The sequence below is a fragment of the Bradyrhizobium sp. JR4.1 genome (genome assembly GCF_040548605.1).
GTDB lineage: Bacteria > Pseudomonadota > Alphaproteobacteria > Rhizobiales > Xanthobacteraceae > Bradyrhizobium > Bradyrhizobium canariense.
In genome coordinates, this window is the sequence record NZ_JBEPRY010000003.1 from 390,702 (window position 1) to 405,358 (window position 14,657).

A 14,657-nucleotide genomic window follows, 5' to 3' on the forward strand; every position below is an offset into this window, starting at 1 on the left:
CCAGAATCTCCATCACGACCAATCAGGTCTCGGGCGGATAGAGGTGAACGTCGCCGCAATAATCCACGATACGATAGCGCGTTTCCGATGCCGCATCACCCGCATCAGGTGCGGTATTTTGCATCGGCAACACGTAATTCGGTCCCACCGGCGACTTGCCGGCGCCGCCGGGAATGTCGATGACATAGTCGGGCTGACACAGTCCCGACACCCGTCCGCGCAGCTGCCGCATCAAATCCTGCCCCTCGGCGAGCGTCGTTCGCAGATGCGCCGTGCCGGGCGCGAGATCGCCGTGATGCAGATAATAGGGCTTGATCCGGCATTCGACGAAAGCTCGCATCAAATCCGACAGAGCGGTCGGGTTGTCATTGACGCCGCGCAAAAGCACGGACTGGCTTACCATGGGAATTCCGGCATCGACCAGCCGCGCGCAGGCGGCACGCGCGGGCCCCGTCAGTTCGCGCGCATGGTTGGCATGCAGCGCCACCCAGGTGGTGGCGCCTTCGACCTTGAGCGCCCCGACCATCTCCTCGCTGATGCGCGCGGGCTCGGCCACGGGCACGCGGGTGTGAAGGCGGATGATCTTGACGTGATCGATTCCGGCAAGATCCGCCATGATCTCGCTCATCCGCCGCGGCGACAACATCAGGGGATCGCCCCCGGTCAGGATCACCTCCCAGATCTCGCTGTGCGATCGGATGTAGTCGATCGCGGCGCGATAGGCGCCGTCCGAGAGCGCGTTCTCCTTGCCGGGTCCAACCATCTCGCGGCGGAAGCAGAAGCGGCAATAGACCGCGCAGACGTGAACGAGCTTGAACAGCACACGGTCGGGATAGCGATGCACGATCCCGGGAACCGGCGAGTACGGATGATCGCCGATCGGATCTGCGTTCTCGCCCGGCTGCATCTCGAGCTCCGCGGCAGTCGGAACGAATTGCCGCGCGATGGGATCGTCGGGATCGGACCTGTCGATCAGATCGACCAGCGCCGGCGTGATCGCAACCGCATAGCGTGCGGCAACGCGATCGAGCACCGGCAGCGCTGTGGCTGATACCAGCTGCTCGGCAACAAGTTCGGCCGGCTCGCGCAATGTGCGCGCAAGATTGCTCTTCATCATGTCTCGCTTAACGTTTCATCTGCAGGTGGCGTCCAGACCACCTGATCAATTCGCGATGCGCCGCTCGCCAGCATCACCAGCCGGTCGAAACCGAGCGCGACGCCGCTCGCCTCCGGCATCGCCGCGACCGCGGCCAGAAAGTCCGCGTCCAGAGGATAGGCTTCGCCGTAGCGGCGTTGCTTCTCCACCATGGATTGCGTGAAGCGCTTGCGCTGCTCCTCGGCGTCGGTCAGTTCGCCAAAACCGTTGGCGAGCTCGACACCGCAGGCATAGACCTCGAACCGCTCGGCAACGCGGGGATCGCCTGCCTTCACGCGCGCCAGTGCCGCCTCTGGAGATGGGTATTCGAACAGAATGGTCAAACGGCCCTGCCCCAGATGCGGCTCGACATGCTCGACCAGAACCTTGCTGAAGATGTCGGACCAGGTGTCGTCCTCGGCCACACGGACCTTGCCGGCAGCGGCCCGGGCAAGCGCGGCGCGGTCGCCTTCGCCGCCGGAAATGGTCGCAAGCAGGTCGATTCCCGCAAACTGCTCGAAGGCGCCGGCCACCGTCACAAGTTCAGGCTCGGCGAAGGGATCGGCGGTCCGGCCGCGGAAGGCGAAGGTGCCAATCCCGGTCGCTTGGGCGGCGCGGCCGATGAGGACGACGCAGTCGGCCATGATGGCGTCATAGGGGGCGCCTGCCCGGTACCATTCTAGCATGGTGAATTCGGGCAAATGCAGGTCGCCGCGCTCGCGGTCCCGGAACACCCGGGCGAACTCGAAAATCCGGGTCTCCCCGGCCGCCAGCAGCTTCTTGCAGGCGAATTCCGGCGAAGTCCGCAAATATCGGCTCACACGGCTGCCGTCGGGTCGCACGATCTCGGTCCGGGGGGCGTGCAGGTGGGTCTCGTTGCCCGGGGAGACCTGGAGAACGGAGGTTTCGACCTCGACAAAGCCCTGCTCGGCGAAAAATCCCCGTAGAGCCCCGGTGATTGCTCCCCTGGCCTGCAGGAAGGGCCGGCGGTCGAGATGCCGCGAGGGGGACCAGAACGGCGACATCGGCTTGTCCCCAGCCATTAACCGGCCGTCCCGCAGGCCAGCAAAATGCTGGCATCCAACGGCAAAACCAGTATGTTGCGGCCCGAAACGGGTGCCGCGGTCTGATTTGGGGCCCCAGGTCCCCCATCAATTTGACCACGTCCTGGCCCGAGCCGGGCCAAGCAAGCAGGAAATACAGCTTTGAGAGTCATCGCCAGTTCTATTCGCAAGGGCAACGTGATCGAGCAAGACGGCAAGCTATATGTCGTCGTGACCGCCGAGAACATCCATCCCGGCAAGGGCACCCCGGTCAGCCAGATCGAAATGCGCCGAATCTCGGACGGGGTAAAGATCTCCGAGCGCTACAAGACCACGGATCAGGTCGAGAAGGCCACGATCGAAGAGCGCAACTACACCTTCCTGTATGAAGATGGTGACGGCTATCACTTCATGAACCCGGAGACCTATGATCAGGTCCAGGTCTCCAAGGACGTGATCGGCGACGCGGCGGCCTATCTTCAGGAGAGCATGACGGTCAAGCTGTCGCTGCACGGCGCCAATCCGGTATCGATCGCCCTGCCGCAGCGCGTGACGCTGGAAGTGGTCGAGACCGAGCCCGTGACCAAAGGCCAGACCGCCTCCTCGTCCTACAAGCCCGCCGTGCTCTCGAACGGCCTGCGCACCACGGTGCCGCCGCACATCGCCGTCGGCACCCGAATCGTCGTGATGACCGAAGACGGCTCCTACTCCGAGCGCGCCAAGGACTGACGGAACCAAAGCGAGCGCAACAGGTGCCGCCGGGGGGCGAGACAGTGGTTGGGAAAAATTTCCGCTTCGTCTCGCAACTTCTGGCGTCGCTTTCGCTCCTCATTGCCTCTCCGCTCACTGCGGATGAATTCCGCAGCCCCTCGCTCACGGCGCTGCGCGTCGATTGGCGCGCGGCGCTCGATCAGCTGCGCACCGAAATCAACGCCCATCCCCGGGTCGCGGACGATTTCATCTTCGCGCCCCGTCGTTCGGTGCCGCGCTATGATCCGCGCACGATGCCGGCGCTGGTGCAGCTCAACGCGATCTCCTCGCAATTCTTCACCGGCATCTCCCGCAGCTCCGTGCCCGTGCTGCTGCCGTTCGACGCTGCTGCGCATTTCGAAGCACGGCGCAATGGTGCGCCAGCGACCGTCGCGCTGTCGCGCTACCAGGCCGACTTCAATTCCGTCGACATGTTCGATGCCGGCCCCGCCGGCTACAGCGCGACCTTCTCGTTCGAGCCTGGTACCGGAGACGGCATGCCGAGCCGGGTCTTCGCAAGACCGGTCGAGGTGCAGATCACGGGTTCGGCGCTCGTCTATGACATTGCCGATCCCTCGGGCGGCAAGGGCGAGCCGGTCAAACCGCTCGCAGCGCTCTACCCGGACCTGCGCAAATTCATCCGGGAAGGCTATGTGCGCTACGCTTTCACCCGTTTCGGCGTCGCCTATGTGGTGTCGATCCAATGCCTCGACAGCGTCGCCAAGCCGCGGCGGCTTGCCTGCAAGGAGGCCTATCCGGTCGCCGAGCGCTTCCTGAAGGCGCTGCGCGTGGCGGGCGGCCAGCGCATGCGGCCGCTCACGGACATCGCTTCCAACATTCTCGATCGTCCCGCGGCGCGTTCCCCGGACTTCACCTATCGGCCGAGCGGCGACATCATCCCGAACACCGGTTATCGCAAGCAGGGCGGCCATCCCGACGTGATGGCCTACGCACAGATCCGCTTTCCTCTCGAGAAGGCGCCCGCTTTCGTACACTCGCAATCCTATGCCAAGCGCGACAAGATGGAGAGCACGACCGCTTACCCCTGGCGCGACAATTTCTGCGAATCCCGCAGTTTCGAGGTCTGGCAATGCGGCGGCGGTTATGGCCATCAGGGCGAGGACATCCGCGCGGCTGAGTGCCCATCGCCTGGTGAAGGCCGCCAAGCCTGTGATCCCAAGCAGCGCGCCATCGTCGCCGTGCGCGATGCGAGGGTCATACGCGCTTCCAAGGACCAGGCCGTGACGCTGCAAATCAACAGCCGGACCGAGCACATCCGTTTCCGCTACATGCATATGAACCCGCAGGCGCTGAACGCCGATGGCCTGCTCAATGGTCGCATCGTATCGGAGGGTGAGAAGATCGGCGTGGTCTCGAACTATCTCGATCATCCCGCCGGCACCTCGATGCACCTGCATTTCGACGTGCAGGTGTTCACCCGCGACGGCTGGATCTGGGTCAGTCCTTACGTCACGTTGGTCTCGGCGTACGAGCGTCTGATCCATGCCCGCGGCCGCGAGGTCGGCCCGGAGATCGCCGGCACGCCGCAGCCCGTGGCACATGCGCTGCCGGAGGACGTGCTCAAGCCGGACCTGCGCGAGGGATCGGGCGGCGACGAGAATTGACGCTGCTTGCGCCATCTAGACAGCCAACCAAACTGTCTGATGACGGTCCTATGACAGCGAATTGCACGCACACCGCCTGACCGGCCCGGCCTCCTTATGACGGAGCCTTCTCTGGCCTCGAAATTGTCTGGCCTCAGAATTGCTTTCCTCCCCACGGATAAACAGGATGAAGGGAAGCACATGCGTTGTCTCACAATAACGGCCATTCTGGCCGTCGGGCTCGGCGTGCCGGCTCATGCGCAGGAATTGAGCGGGACCTTGAAGAAGATCAAGGACACCGGCGCGATCACACTCGGCGTGCGCGACAGTGCGGTGCCCTTCAGCTATATCGACGAGAAGCAGAAGACCGTCGGCTACGCCATCGACATCTGCATGAAGATCGTCGAGGAGATCAAGGCCGAGCTGAAGCTGGACAAGCTCGCGGTCAACGAGAACCTGGTCACCTCGTCCAGCCGCATTCCGCTGATGGCGAACGGCACCGTCGATCTCGAATGCGGCTCGACGACCAACAACGCCGATCGCCAGAAACAAGTGTGGTTCACCAACACGCATTTCCTCACAGCGAGCCGCTTCGTGTCCAAGAAGACTTCGAGGCTCGACCAAATCGCCGATCTCAAGGGCAAGGCCGTCGTCTCCGTCTCGGGCACCACCAACATCACGCAGCTCAACAAGGCCAATGCGGCCCGCTCGCTCGACATCACCGTGATGAACGCGAAGGATGTCCCCGAAGGGTTCCTAATGGTCGAGACCGACCGGGCCGTGGCCTTCGTCATGGACGACATCCAGCTGGCGGCGATGATCGCCTCCTCGAAGGATCCGTCGCTGTACGCGATCAGCACCGGCGCGTTCTCCGATCCGGAGCCTTACGGCATCATGCTGCGCAAGGACGACGCGCCGTTCAAGGCGGTGGTCGATCGCGCGACCGCAAAACTCTACAAGAGCCCGGAGATCGAGAAGATCTACAACAAATGGTTCATGGAGCCGGTGCCGCCGCGCGGCCTGAACTTCCACGTGCCCATGCCGGTGTCGATGAAGAAGTCGTTCGAGCACCCGTCGGACAACCCTGATCCAGCATCCTACGGCGGCTGACGAGAGAGCACGCTGGTAACGTTGCCCGGATGAGCGAAGCGACATCCGGGACTCACGCGACGACTGCCCCGGGTGTCGCTTCGCTCACCCGGGCTACGGATCAATCCAGCAACGTCGTCAGCTGCGCGCCCTCGTCTGCCACAAACACGGCGATCAGTTCCGCCGGCTCCGTGGTGCTGGCATTGGCCGAGACCAGATGCGTCGAGCCGGGCGGCTCGAAGAAGGACTGGCCAACGCCGAACGTCTCGACCGGACCGCCGCCGAGCTGAGAGCGGATCTCGCCTTTGGTGATGTAGGCGGTGACGGATCCTGCGTGACGATGCGGCCGCGAGAACCCGCCGGGGCCGTAGAACACGCGCACGATCGTGACGCGCTTGCCCGGCACGTTCGGCAGCGCGTAGGAGCCGATCGGTTCGACCTTGTCGAGCGGCGAGCTTTCGGCGGCGGTGGCGCAGAGCGGCGAGAGTGCGCCGGAGATGGTGTCCATCGTCACCGGCAACGTCTTCCCGATCGCAAACGCGCAGGCAAGCCCGCCGACGACGGCGATCGCCATCGAACGCGATGGCGCCGGACGCAGTGTGGTGGAAACACTCATTGCTGTCATCGTGATCTCCCTTCGTTGCAGTCAGGATGCCGCCGCATTCGCTGCGACCGGCCGCGTCGCCGGCGTCCAGCGAAACGCCGCACCGAAACGGTTCCAGATGTTGATCGAGGCGACCGCCGAGGTCAGGTACGTCAGCTCGGTCTCGGAGAATTCACGGCTCGCCTCGGCGTACACGTCTTCGCCGACGCCGTCGGGCAGGCAGGTCAGCGCCTCGGCCCAGGCCAGCGCGGCACGCTCCCGCACCGAAAAGATCGGCGCCTCGCGCCAGACCACGAGCAAATTGAGCTTGTCGACGGGCACGCCGATCCGCTCCGAAAGCAGGATGTGATGCTGCAGGCAGAAGGCGCAGCCGTTGATCTGCGATGCCCGCAGCTTGACCAGTTCGAGAAGCTGCTTGTCGAGGCCGGCCTTGGCCGCGACCTGACCGAGCGCCAGCACCAGCTCATACGCGTCGGGCGCGATCCTCTTGAAATCCTCGTATTCGCTGCGGGCGTATGACATTGCCGTTCACCTCGTGGTATTGTAAGAGTGCTGACACATTATAAGAGCACTTACATGTTGCGCAAGCCGCCCGATATCACGAGATCGCAACCGCGGCGGAAGGCCCCCACGTCTGCCCCGGCGGTGCGCGTGCCAGCCCCAGGGGAAGGCAAGCGCGGCGAGCAGGGCTATCTCGGCTATCTGCTGCGCCAAGCCCACGCCGCGGTCCGTCTGACGATGGAGCGGTCGCTGGCCGATCTCGGTGTCACCTCACCGCAATTCGCGGTGCTGACCATGCTCAACGCCTATCCGGGCCTCTCGGGCGCCGACGTTGCCCGCCTCACCTTTCTGACGCCCCAGACCGTCGGCGTCATCATCCGCAATCTCGAACGCGACGGTGCGATTGTGATGACGCCGCATCCCGTCCACGGCCGCATCCAGCAATGGACACTGACGCCGCGCGGCGCGACGCTTTTGAAAGCGTGCCGGGAAAGGGTGATCGCGTTGGAGAAGCGGCTGGCCGCCGGGCTCGATGCCAAGGCCGAGGCAAGCATTCGCCGGTGGCTCGCAGGCATCGCGGCCGATTTGCAGGAGGACTAGGCGAAGCGCGCTTGCCGCTGGCGGGACCTAGTCGCCGCCTCCTCCGTCGCCGCAGCCGCCACCATCCGAATCCGAGAAGTCACTGACGGCGCCATCGCCTTGAATACCGCGCCCAAAGTTCTCCGCCAGGATCATCAGGATGACGACGAACAACCCGGCGCCGAACGGCCAGGGATTAGCGCGGATGATGTCGAACAGCTCCTGCATTCACGCATTGTGCACAGAGGGAAACAAACCGACCGTAAAGTTGCAGGCTCAAAATTCGGGACATCCGTTACGGGCGCGCGCCCTATTTCCCCTTCAACACTTTCTTAACCTCGCCATCAGGCCAGGTCTCGCCCGCGGCAATCACCCGGACGCGGCTTTGATCGGTGTCATTCACCAGCTCATGCGAACTCACCCGGTCGCAGCTTCGCTCCAGGCGCAGGTCGGTTTCGGGCTTCCAGCTCAGCGTGGTCGCGAGATCGCCGGGAAAGATCTGCCATTGCGATCCGTCGTCGAGTTCGACGACATGACTTTCCGCATGCGCGCGTATCTTCATTCCACCCCGAATTATCGATGAACGGACTGCGTGCGACGGCAGGCCCCGGCCATCGGCCGGGGCCCCACTCCATCAGTCGTTGTCGTGATGAATCACGGTCTTGCTGCGATTGCCGAATTCATCTTCCTTCTTGATCACCGTGGTGCGATCGGCAGGTTCACGCTCCTTGATGACGGTGGTGCGGTCGCGATCGCGGTCCCGCTCACGATATTCGTGAGACTGTCCGACCGTCACGCCGGCACCGACCGGACCGACGTGAACGCCGACTTCGTCGGCAAAAGCAGGCGCAGCGATGGCGGTGACCATGGCCGCGGCAAACAGATATTTCCTCATCTTCTTCTCCTCCAAATTGGTGCTGGGGGAATGCGGGAGTGCGACAGTTTGTTCCGGGGAACGCGGGGCCCGCGTCTGTTCCTCCAGTTCCAGGAACCGGTCACAGCCGCCATGTTTCCCGCTAGAATGCATCCATGAAACACGCTGATTCTATATCCTCTCGCAGCCGCCGCGCTCTGCTTCGATCGACGCTCGGCGCAGCCGCCCTCATCGCATTCCCAACGCGCATCCTGGCCGCACCTCCGGGCTTCGAGGAATGGCGTGAGGGTTTTCGCGGTCGTGCAATGGCCAAGGGCATCTCGGCTGCGACATGGCAGCGCGCGATGGCGCGGGTCGAGCCCGACATGAGCGTCTTCAAGCAAATGCGCAACCAGCCCGAATTCCACGAGCAGGTCTGGCAATACATCAATCGCCGCGTCTCCGACTGGCGCATCATCAACGGCAAGATCGCGCTGAAGAACAACGAGGCGCTGCTCGCGCGCATCGAGCGCGATTTCGGCGTCGAGCGCGGTACGCTGCTGGCGCTGTGGGGCGTCGAGTCCGCCTATGGCGATCCGCTGGTGCAGCAGAACCACATGACGCCGGTGTTTCCCTCTCTCGCCGCCCTCGCCTGGAACGAGCCGCGCCGAAAAGCCTATTGGGAAACTGAGCTGATCAACGCGCTGCGCATCGTCGACAACGGTTGGAGCACGCCTGAGCAGATGCAGGGATCCTGGGCCGGCGCAATGGGGCATTCGCAATGGATGCCGGAAGTCTGGCTCAATGTCGGCATCGACTATGACGGCGACGGCAAGGTCTCGCCGTTCGGCAAGCCCGACGATGCCCTGGGCTCGACCGCAAAATATCTCGTCAATCGCGGCAAATGGCACCGCGGCGAGCATTGGGGCTACGAGGTGCGCACGCCCGGTGAGATGAGCGGCAGCCGGACCTATGCGGCTTGGCAGGCGGCCGGCGTCACCCGCGCCGACGGCCAGCCGTTTCCGCAAGCCTCCGCATCCGCGCAGATGTGGACGCCGGTTGCAGGCGGGCCGACATTTCTGCTGGGACCGAATTTCAACGCGGTGAAGAGCTACAATCCCTCGATGAACTATGCGCTGGCGATCTGCCATCTCGGCGACCGCTGCCTCGGCGCCCCGCCTTTCATCCAGCCATTCCCCGGCTCCGAGCGCGCATTGACGCTCGCCGAGGTGCAGGAGATGCAGACGCGCCTGACCAAGGCGGGTTTCGATACCGGCGGCACCGATGGCCGTGTCGGCAACGACACCATGAAAGCGATCAAGGACTTTCAGCAGCGCGCGGGCATCACGCCTGCGGACGGCTATGGCGGGCTGAAGGTGCTGGCGAAGCTGCGCCAGGGGTCTTAGTTATGGCTCCATCCGGGCTACGACGCGATCGCTAGTGCCGGTACTGCGGCTCTTCCGCATCGAGCTGGCGGCGGATTGCGGCAAGATGCAGCCGCGCGGATTCGGAATCTCCCTCGCGCATCTGCCTGTAGGTTTCGGCCGCAATCGCGGGATCGACCGGCAGCACCTGTCGCCCGGTCGACATCGCCAACACCTGCACCTCGGCGGCGCGTTCGAGATAATAAAGATCGTCCCAGGCCTCCGCGATGGTCGGCGCCAGCACCATCACGCCGTGATGCTTCATGAAGATGATGTCGGCATCCCCCACGGCCGACGCGATGCGTGCGCCTTCGCGGTTGTCGAGTGCGAGGCCGTTGTAGTCGCGGTCCACGGCCGTTCGACCGTAGAATTTGAGCGCGGTCTGGCCGGCCCAGATCAGCGGATCCCCCTCGGTCATCGACAGCGCCGTGGCGTAGGGCATGTGGGTGTGGAAGGCGACCTTGGCGCGCGGCAGGCGCTTGTGCATCTCGGCATGGATGTAGAACGCGGTCGCCTCGGGCACGCCCTCGCCGTCGAGCACATTGCCGTGGAAGTCGCAGATCAGAAGTTTTGACGCGGTCAGCTCGCGGAAGGCGTAGCCGTAAGGGTTGACCAGGAAGAGATCGTCATGGCCCGGCACCACGGCCGAGAAGTGGTTGCAGATGCCCTCCTCAAAGCCGTTGCGCGCCGCCATCCTAAAGCAGGCGGCAAGATCCTCGCGCGCGCTGCGGATCGCGTCGCTCGCGAGATCCGGACGGTTCGATCGAAACGTTGCTGGCGTGGATGACGAAGAGTCAAGGCTGTGCGCCATGGCGGAAGGACACCTCTGTCGGTCGGAAGACGCCCGCGTTGTACAGGTCCGACGCCTGCGCGTCAGCCCCCGCGGGCGCCACCCTGCCCTTCGCAGCCCGCGCGGCGGGCTATTGCCGCCGCTGTACGCCGCCGGCATTCATGCCGCCGTCGATGACGAGCTCGCTGCCGGTGACGTAGCGCGAGGCATCGGAGGCCAGATACAGCACGCCAGAGGCAATTTCCGCAGCCTGACCGGCGCGGCCGAGCGGCGTTACGACGCGCGCACGCTCCTCGGGATCGATCGGCGCATTGCCCTGGTTGCCGGTCGCGCCGGTCGGGATCTTGCCCCAAATCGGTGTGTCGATGATGCCGGGATGGACGGAGTTGACGCGGATGCCGTCACAGGCCGCCGCGCACTCCATCGCGATCGATTTTGCGAACAGCCGCACGCCGCCCTTGGTCGCCGAATAGGCCGACAGCCCGGGCGCGCCGCGCAGGCCCGCGAGCGAGGACATCATGACGATCGAGCCGCCGCCGGTCTTGCGCATCAGGGGCAGGCAATGCTTGACCGAGAGGAAGACGCCGTCGAGGTTGATCGCGTTCTGCTTGCGCCAATCGCTGAGCGTCATGTCGACGATCGAGGGCACGGCAATGCCGATGCCGGCGTTGGAGACGAGAATATCGAGCCGGCCAAAGCGCTTCGCGATCTTGGCTGTGATCTCGATCCAGCGCTCTTCGCTGGTGACGTCCTGCTCCAGGAAAATCGCCTTGCCACCGGCCTTGGTGATGCGATTGGCGAGCTCGGGGCCGCGCAGCTCGTCGATGTCGGTGGCGATGACGGTGGCGCCCTCGCGCGCGAACATCTCGACGACGGCCTCGCCGATGCCGGAGGCGCCGCCGGTCACCAGCGCGACCTTGCCCTCAACCTGCCCTGCCATGTTCACTCCCTTTTTTGCTATTCGTTTTTTGTTGTTTGCCGGACCTATCTAATCATGGATGGTCCCTGGTCGGGTAGCGCGACGTCGACGACGCGGAATTGCACACGCTCGGCGCCTTGGTAGCGATCGAGCGACAATGATCCCGCGACATGCAATTGCTGGCCGCGATTGGCAACGAGCGCATTGCCGAGCTTCTGTCCGATCGAACGGAACGCGATGCCGTTGACGATGGCGCCGTCGCCCGACTTGAAGCGTAGCCTCAAATGTGCCTGTCCCACCTCGTCGGCATAGACGAGCTGGTGCGCCGGCAGCGCCAACACGACTTCCGGATTGCCGCTGCCGAAGGGACCGGCGCGGTTGAGCGTCGTTGCAAGCTCGGTCGTCACCGCGCGCGCGGAGACCGCGCCGTCGATGTAGAGCTCGTTGACGTGGCGCGCCTCGGCAACGTCGCGGGCCAACGCATGCTCGAGGTAGGCGCGAAATTCGGCGAGCTTTTCCTTGCGCAGCGTGACGCCCGCGGCCATGGCGTGGCCGCCGCCCTTGAGCAGAATGCCGTCGGCGACCGCCTGGCGCACGGCCTTGCCGAGATCGACTCCGGCAATCGAGCGGCCGGATCCGGTGCCGATGCCGCCGGGCTCCAGCGCGATCGCGAAGGCGGGCCGCGAGAACTTCTCCTTCAACCGGGACGCAACGAGACCGACCACGCCGGGATGCCAGCCTTCGGAGGCCGTCACGAGCACGCCGATCTTGTCCTCGAGCCCGATCGAGGCGAGCGCCTCGGCTTCGGCCTGCGCTTCGGCCGCCTGCTCGATGATCCGGCGCTCGCTGTTGAGGCGGTCGAGTTCGGCGGCGATCCGCGCGGCCTCGACGCTGTCACCCTCCAGAAGCAGCCGCACGCCGAGATCGGCGCGGCCGATGCGGCCGCCGGCATTGATGCGCGGCCCCAGCATGAATCCGAGATGCCAGGCCTCCGGCGGGCCGTTGAGCCGCGCCACGTCCATCAGCGCGGTGTGGCCGACATGGTCGCGCCGCCGCATCGCGATCAGGCCTTTGGCGACGAAAGCGCGGTTGAGACCGATCAGCGGCGCGACGTCGGCAACCGTGCCGAGCGCAACGTGATGCAGCATGCCGAGCAAATCCGGCTCGGGCATCTCCGCGGTCCAGAAGCCGCGCTGGCGTAATTCACGATTGACCGCGACCAACGTCACCAGCACGAGGCCGACGGCGGCGAGATGGCCGAGGCCGGAGAGATCATCGAGCCGGTTCGGATTGACCAGCGCATCGACCAGCGGCAGCTCCGTGCCGGCTTGGTGATGGTCGATCACGACGACGGACATGCCGAGACGTTTTGCTTCGGCGAGCGGCTCGATGCTGGTGGTGCCGCAATCGACGGTGACGAGCAGCGTGGCGCCCTTTTCGGCCAGCGCACGCACGGCTTCCGTGTTGGGCCCGTAGCCCTCGAAGATGCGGTCGGGAATGTGGATCAGCGGATCGAGCCCGCAATGGCGCAGATGCCAGGTCAGCAGCGCCGCCGAGGTCGCGCCGTCGACATCGTAATCGCCGAAGATCGCGACCTTCTCACCGTTCCCTGCGGCATCCGCGATCCGCTTCGCGGCGGCCTCCATCTCCGTCACCGTGAACGGGTCCGGTAGGAGCTTGCGGATGGTTGGATCGAGGAAATCTGCGACAGCGTCGCTGTCGACACCACGGCCCGCCAGCACCCGCGCCAGCAGCTCGGGCAGTTGGTGGCGCTGCACGATGGCAAGCGCCTTCGCCGCCCCGCGCCCATCCAGCCGGTCGCGCCAGAGCTTGTCGGTGAGCGAGCGCGCCACCCCCAGGAATGCCTGGGGCGCTTCGACGGGCAAGGCGGTGGCGGGCGGCGTCATGAACAGCGGTCGGTTTGAGGAACCTGGGAGCCGGAGGTATTGCATCGCCCGGCCGACGGAACGATTGGCCCGCAATCCCCCGGGATTTGCAATGTCTGCGCCGCACAAAGCGGTGGATTGCCGCTTTGCTGCGCGGACTGACTATCATTTGAGCATTCCGCAAAACAGCAAATTAAGCAGGCGTTAGGCGGAATCTTCGAAAAAGAATTGTATTCGATCTGTCAGTGATTGTTCCGGGTTCGTTGCAGATCAGACCTCATTGCCAAGGGAAGCCCCCGATGTCTGCTGCGCTGGGTCTCAAAGCCAAGCCGATCGCAAATGAATCCGCCGAGGATGATTCCGACATCTCCGCGCTGATCAACCGCCTCACGGCGGAGGTCAACCAGATCGCGGTCGACAAGACCAAGTCGATCCAGCAGATCACCAACCAGATGAAGATGCTGGCACTGAACGCGCTGATCGAAAGCTCGCGCGCCGGCGCGCAGGGCGCAGGCTTCGCCGTGGTGGCGCAGGAGGTCCGCGGCGTCGGCCAGCAGGTCGAGACCATCGCCCGCGAGCTCGAAAGCCAATTGACGAAACGGACCGGCGATCTCGTCTCCTCGATCGACCGGATGAGCCAGCGCTCGCGCGGCGAGCGCATGGTCGATTTGTCGCTCAACGCCATCGAGCTGATCGACCGCAACCTCTATGAACGGACCTGCGACGTGCGCTGGTGGGCGACCGATTCCGCGTTGGTCGATTGCGCGGCCTCGCCCGACGGCGCGGCCGTGTCCCATGCCTCGCAGCGTCTCGGCGTGATCTTGGGGGCCTACACCGTCTATCTCGACCTCTGGCTCTGCGACCTCGATGGCAACGTCATCGCCAACGGCCGCGCCGATCGGTTTCACGCCGTCGGCCAGAACGTCGCCCACACCAAATGGTTTCGCGAGGCCAAGACCCTGCGCTCCGGCGACGACTATGTCGCCGGCGACGTCGAGAACCAGCCGCTGCTCGGCAACGCCCAGGTCGCGACCTATTGCGCCAGCGTCCGCGCCGGTGGACAGGCCAACGGCACGCCGATCGGGGTGCTCGCCATCCATTTCGACTGGGAGGCACAGGCCCGCGCCATCGTGCAAGGCGTGCGTGTCGGCGACAGCGACAAGGCGCGCGTGCTGCTGGTCGATTCCAATCTTCGCGTGATCGCCGCTTCCGACGGACAAGGCATTCTCAGCGAACGCATCTCGCTGTCGCTCAATGGCCAGCGTTCCGGCTTCTATCAGGACAGCTCGGGCACGCTGGTCGCGTTCCATGCCACCCCGGGCTACGAGACCTATCGGGGTCTGGGCTGGTATGGCGTGATCGTCTGCGGGGCGTAAAGCTGAAGGCGGCCTGCCTATCCAACTCAAAACCGTGAAAACAACCCCATGCACAGTAGCCATCTGGTTGTTTTCATGACGGTTTTTTTCGCCGTTTCACGCCG

16 protein-coding genes are annotated in these 14,657 nt (G+C 64.5%); 6 read left to right on the forward strand and 10 right to left on the reverse strand.

Annotation, left to right across the window (positions count from 1 at the left end):
- Window positions 1–22: 22 nt before the first annotated feature.
- Together ABIB90_RS10435 and epmA are read right to left on the reverse strand one after the other, a co-directional pair.
- Window positions 23–1,117: a lysine-2,3-aminomutase-like protein gene (locus ABIB90_RS10435; RefSeq protein WP_354160566.1), complete on the reverse strand. Its 1,095-nt coding sequence runs from the start codon at window positions 1,115–1,117 to the stop codon at window positions 23–25.
- Window positions 1,114–2,178, reverse strand: a complete 1,065-nt coding sequence (gene epmA / locus ABIB90_RS10440; protein ID WP_354160564.1) for an EF-P lysine aminoacylase EpmA — start codon at window positions 2,176–2,178, stop codon at window positions 1,114–1,116. The genes ABIB90_RS10435 and epmA overlap by 4 nt, the downstream gene beginning before the upstream one ends.
- 162 nt (window positions 2,179–2,340) lie before the next feature.
- Here epmA and efp point away from each other — a divergent pair, with 162 nt between their 5' ends.
- The 3 genes from efp to ABIB90_RS10455 all read left to right on the forward strand — a co-directional run bounded on the left by efp (window position 2,341) and on the right by ABIB90_RS10455 (window position 5,642).
- Complete coding sequence (efp, locus tag ABIB90_RS10445) at window positions 2,341–2,907, forward strand: elongation factor P (protein ID WP_007591435.1); 567 nt, start codon at window positions 2,341–2,343, stop codon at window positions 2,905–2,907.
- 23 nt (window positions 2,908–2,930) lie between these two features.
- Window positions 2,931–4,553 carry a M23 family metallopeptidase gene (locus tag ABIB90_RS10450; RefSeq protein WP_354160562.1) on the forward strand — a complete coding sequence of 541 codons (1,623 nt, stop codon included), beginning with the start codon at window positions 2,931–2,933 and terminating at the stop codon, window positions 4,551–4,553.
- Window positions 4,554–4,733: 180 nt separating this feature from the next.
- Window positions 4,734–5,642 carry an amino acid ABC transporter substrate-binding protein gene (locus ABIB90_RS10455; RefSeq protein WP_354160560.1) on the forward strand — a complete coding sequence of 303 codons (909 nt, stop codon included), beginning with the start codon at window positions 4,734–4,736 and terminating at the stop codon, window positions 5,640–5,642.
- A 100-nt stretch (window positions 5,643–5,742) separates the two neighbouring features.
- Here the strand turns inward: ABIB90_RS10455 and ABIB90_RS10460 are convergent, their stop codons facing one another.
- Together ABIB90_RS10460 and ABIB90_RS10465 are read right to left on the reverse strand one after the other, a co-directional pair.
- Window positions 5,743–6,246 carry a cupin domain-containing protein gene (locus ABIB90_RS10460; protein ID WP_354160558.1) on the reverse strand — a complete coding sequence of 168 codons (504 nt, stop codon included), beginning with the start codon at window positions 6,244–6,246 and terminating at the stop codon, window positions 5,743–5,745.
- A 21-nt stretch (window positions 6,247–6,267) separates the two neighbouring features.
- Complete coding sequence (locus tag ABIB90_RS10465; protein WP_354160556.1) at window positions 6,268–6,747, reverse strand: carboxymuconolactone decarboxylase family protein; 480 nt, start codon at window positions 6,745–6,747, stop codon at window positions 6,268–6,270.
- Between the two features lie 54 nt (window positions 6,748–6,801).
- Here ABIB90_RS10465 and ABIB90_RS10470 point away from each other — a divergent pair, with 54 nt between their 5' ends.
- Window positions 6,802–7,326 carry a MarR family winged helix-turn-helix transcriptional regulator gene (locus tag ABIB90_RS10470; protein WP_354160554.1) on the forward strand — a complete coding sequence of 175 codons (525 nt, stop codon included), beginning with the start codon at window positions 6,802–6,804 and terminating at the stop codon, window positions 7,324–7,326.
- A gap of 27 nt (window positions 7,327–7,353) precedes the next feature.
- Here the strand turns inward: ABIB90_RS10470 and ABIB90_RS10475 are convergent, their stop codons facing one another.
- From ABIB90_RS10475 to ABIB90_RS10485, 3 genes are all read right to left on the reverse strand, one after another.
- The gene (locus ABIB90_RS10475; protein WP_354160552.1) at window positions 7,354–7,533 is read right to left on the reverse strand and encodes a hypothetical protein; all 180 of its coding nucleotides are present in this window, start codon (window positions 7,531–7,533) and stop codon (window positions 7,354–7,356) included.
- 82 nt (window positions 7,534–7,615) lie between these two features.
- A complete protein-coding gene (locus ABIB90_RS10480) occupies window positions 7,616–7,867 on the reverse strand; it encodes a hypothetical protein (RefSeq protein ID WP_354160550.1) in 252 nt (83 codons plus the stop codon).
- A 72-nt stretch (window positions 7,868–7,939) separates the two neighbouring features.
- Window positions 7,940–8,200, reverse strand: coding sequence for a hypothetical protein (locus ABIB90_RS10485; protein WP_219680264.1), 261 nt, complete (start codon window positions 8,198–8,200; stop codon window positions 7,940–7,942).
- A 134-nt stretch (window positions 8,201–8,334) separates the two neighbouring features.
- Here ABIB90_RS10485 and ABIB90_RS10490 point away from each other — a divergent pair, with 134 nt between their 5' ends.
- Window positions 8,335–9,564, forward strand: coding sequence for a lytic murein transglycosylase (locus tag ABIB90_RS10490; protein ID WP_354167774.1), 1,230 nt, complete (start codon window positions 8,335–8,337; stop codon window positions 9,562–9,564).
- Between the two features lie 31 nt (window positions 9,565–9,595).
- Here the strand turns inward: ABIB90_RS10490 and ABIB90_RS10495 are convergent, their stop codons facing one another.
- The 3 genes from ABIB90_RS10495 to recJ all read right to left on the reverse strand — a co-directional run bounded on the left by ABIB90_RS10495 (window position 9,596) and on the right by recJ (window position 13,198).
- Window positions 9,596–10,393 (reverse strand): aldolase, encoded by a 798-nt coding sequence (locus ABIB90_RS10495; RefSeq protein WP_354167771.1) that lies wholly within the window; start codon window positions 10,391–10,393, stop codon window positions 9,596–9,598.
- A gap of 109 nt (window positions 10,394–10,502) precedes the next feature.
- Entirely contained in the window at window positions 10,503–11,312 is an 810-nt protein-coding gene (locus ABIB90_RS10500) for an SDR family NAD(P)-dependent oxidoreductase (protein WP_354167768.1), read from the reverse strand.
- Window positions 11,313–11,356: 44 nt separating this feature from the next.
- Window positions 11,357–13,198, reverse strand: a complete 1,842-nt coding sequence (gene recJ / locus ABIB90_RS10505) for a single-stranded-DNA-specific exonuclease RecJ (RefSeq protein ID WP_354167765.1) — start codon at window positions 13,196–13,198, stop codon at window positions 11,357–11,359.
- A gap of 278 nt (window positions 13,199–13,476) precedes the next feature.
- On the opposite strand from recJ, the gene ABIB90_RS10510 reads away from it, so the two are divergent.
- The gene (locus ABIB90_RS10510; RefSeq protein ID WP_354167762.1) at window positions 13,477–14,553 is read left to right on the forward strand and encodes a methyl-accepting chemotaxis protein; all 1,077 of its coding nucleotides are present in this window, start codon (window positions 13,477–13,479) and stop codon (window positions 14,551–14,553) included.
- The last annotated feature ends 104 nt before the right edge of the window (window positions 14,554–14,657 follow it).

Excerpts from the sequence above, each read along its gene's own strand:
- ABIB90_RS10495 (WP_354167771.1), bottom strand. The coding sequence starts at position 10,393 with ATGGCGCACAGCCTTGACTCTTCGTCATCCACGCCAGCAACGTTTCGA.
- ABIB90_RS10460 (WP_354160558.1), bottom strand. The coding sequence starts at position 6,246 with ATGACAGCAATGAGTGTTTCCACCACACTGCGTCCGGCGCCATCGCGT.
- ABIB90_RS10465 (WP_354160556.1), bottom strand. The coding sequence starts at position 6,747 with ATGTCATACGCCCGCAGCGAATACGAGGATTTCAAGAGGATCGCGCCC.
- ABIB90_RS10480 (WP_354160550.1), bottom strand. The coding sequence starts at position 7,867 with ATGAAGATACGCGCGCATGCGGAAAGTCATGTCGTCGAACTCGACGAC.
- recJ (WP_354167765.1), bottom strand. The coding sequence starts at position 13,198 with ATGACGCCGCCCGCCACCGCCTTGCCCGTCGAAGCGCCCCAGGCATTC.
- ABIB90_RS10475 (WP_354160552.1), bottom strand. The coding sequence starts at position 7,533 with ATGCAGGAGCTGTTCGACATCATCCGCGCTAATCCCTGGCCGTTCGGC.
- epmA (WP_354160564.1), bottom strand. The coding sequence starts at position 2,178 with ATGGCTGGGGACAAGCCGATGTCGCCGTTCTGGTCCCCCTCGCGGCAT.
- ABIB90_RS10485 (WP_219680264.1), bottom strand. The coding sequence starts at position 8,200 with ATGAGGAAATATCTGTTTGCCGCGGCCATGGTCACCGCCATCGCTGCG.
- ABIB90_RS10455 (WP_354160560.1), top strand. The coding sequence starts at position 4,734 with ATGCGTTGTCTCACAATAACGGCCATTCTGGCCGTCGGGCTCGGCGTG.
- ABIB90_RS10490 (WP_354167774.1), top strand. The coding sequence starts at position 8,335 with ATGAAACACGCTGATTCTATATCCTCTCGCAGCCGCCGCGCTCTGCTT.
- ABIB90_RS10500 (WP_354167768.1), bottom strand. The coding sequence starts at position 11,312 with ATGGCAGGGCAGGTTGAGGGCAAGGTCGCGCTGGTGACCGGCGGCGCC.
- ABIB90_RS10470 (WP_354160554.1), top strand. The coding sequence starts at position 6,802 with ATGTTGCGCAAGCCGCCCGATATCACGAGATCGCAACCGCGGCGGAAG.
- ABIB90_RS10510 (WP_354167762.1), top strand. The coding sequence starts at position 13,477 with ATGTCTGCTGCGCTGGGTCTCAAAGCCAAGCCGATCGCAAATGAATCC.
- ABIB90_RS10435 (WP_354160566.1), bottom strand. The coding sequence starts at position 1,117 with ATGATGAAGAGCAATCTTGCGCGCACATTGCGCGAGCCGGCCGAACTT.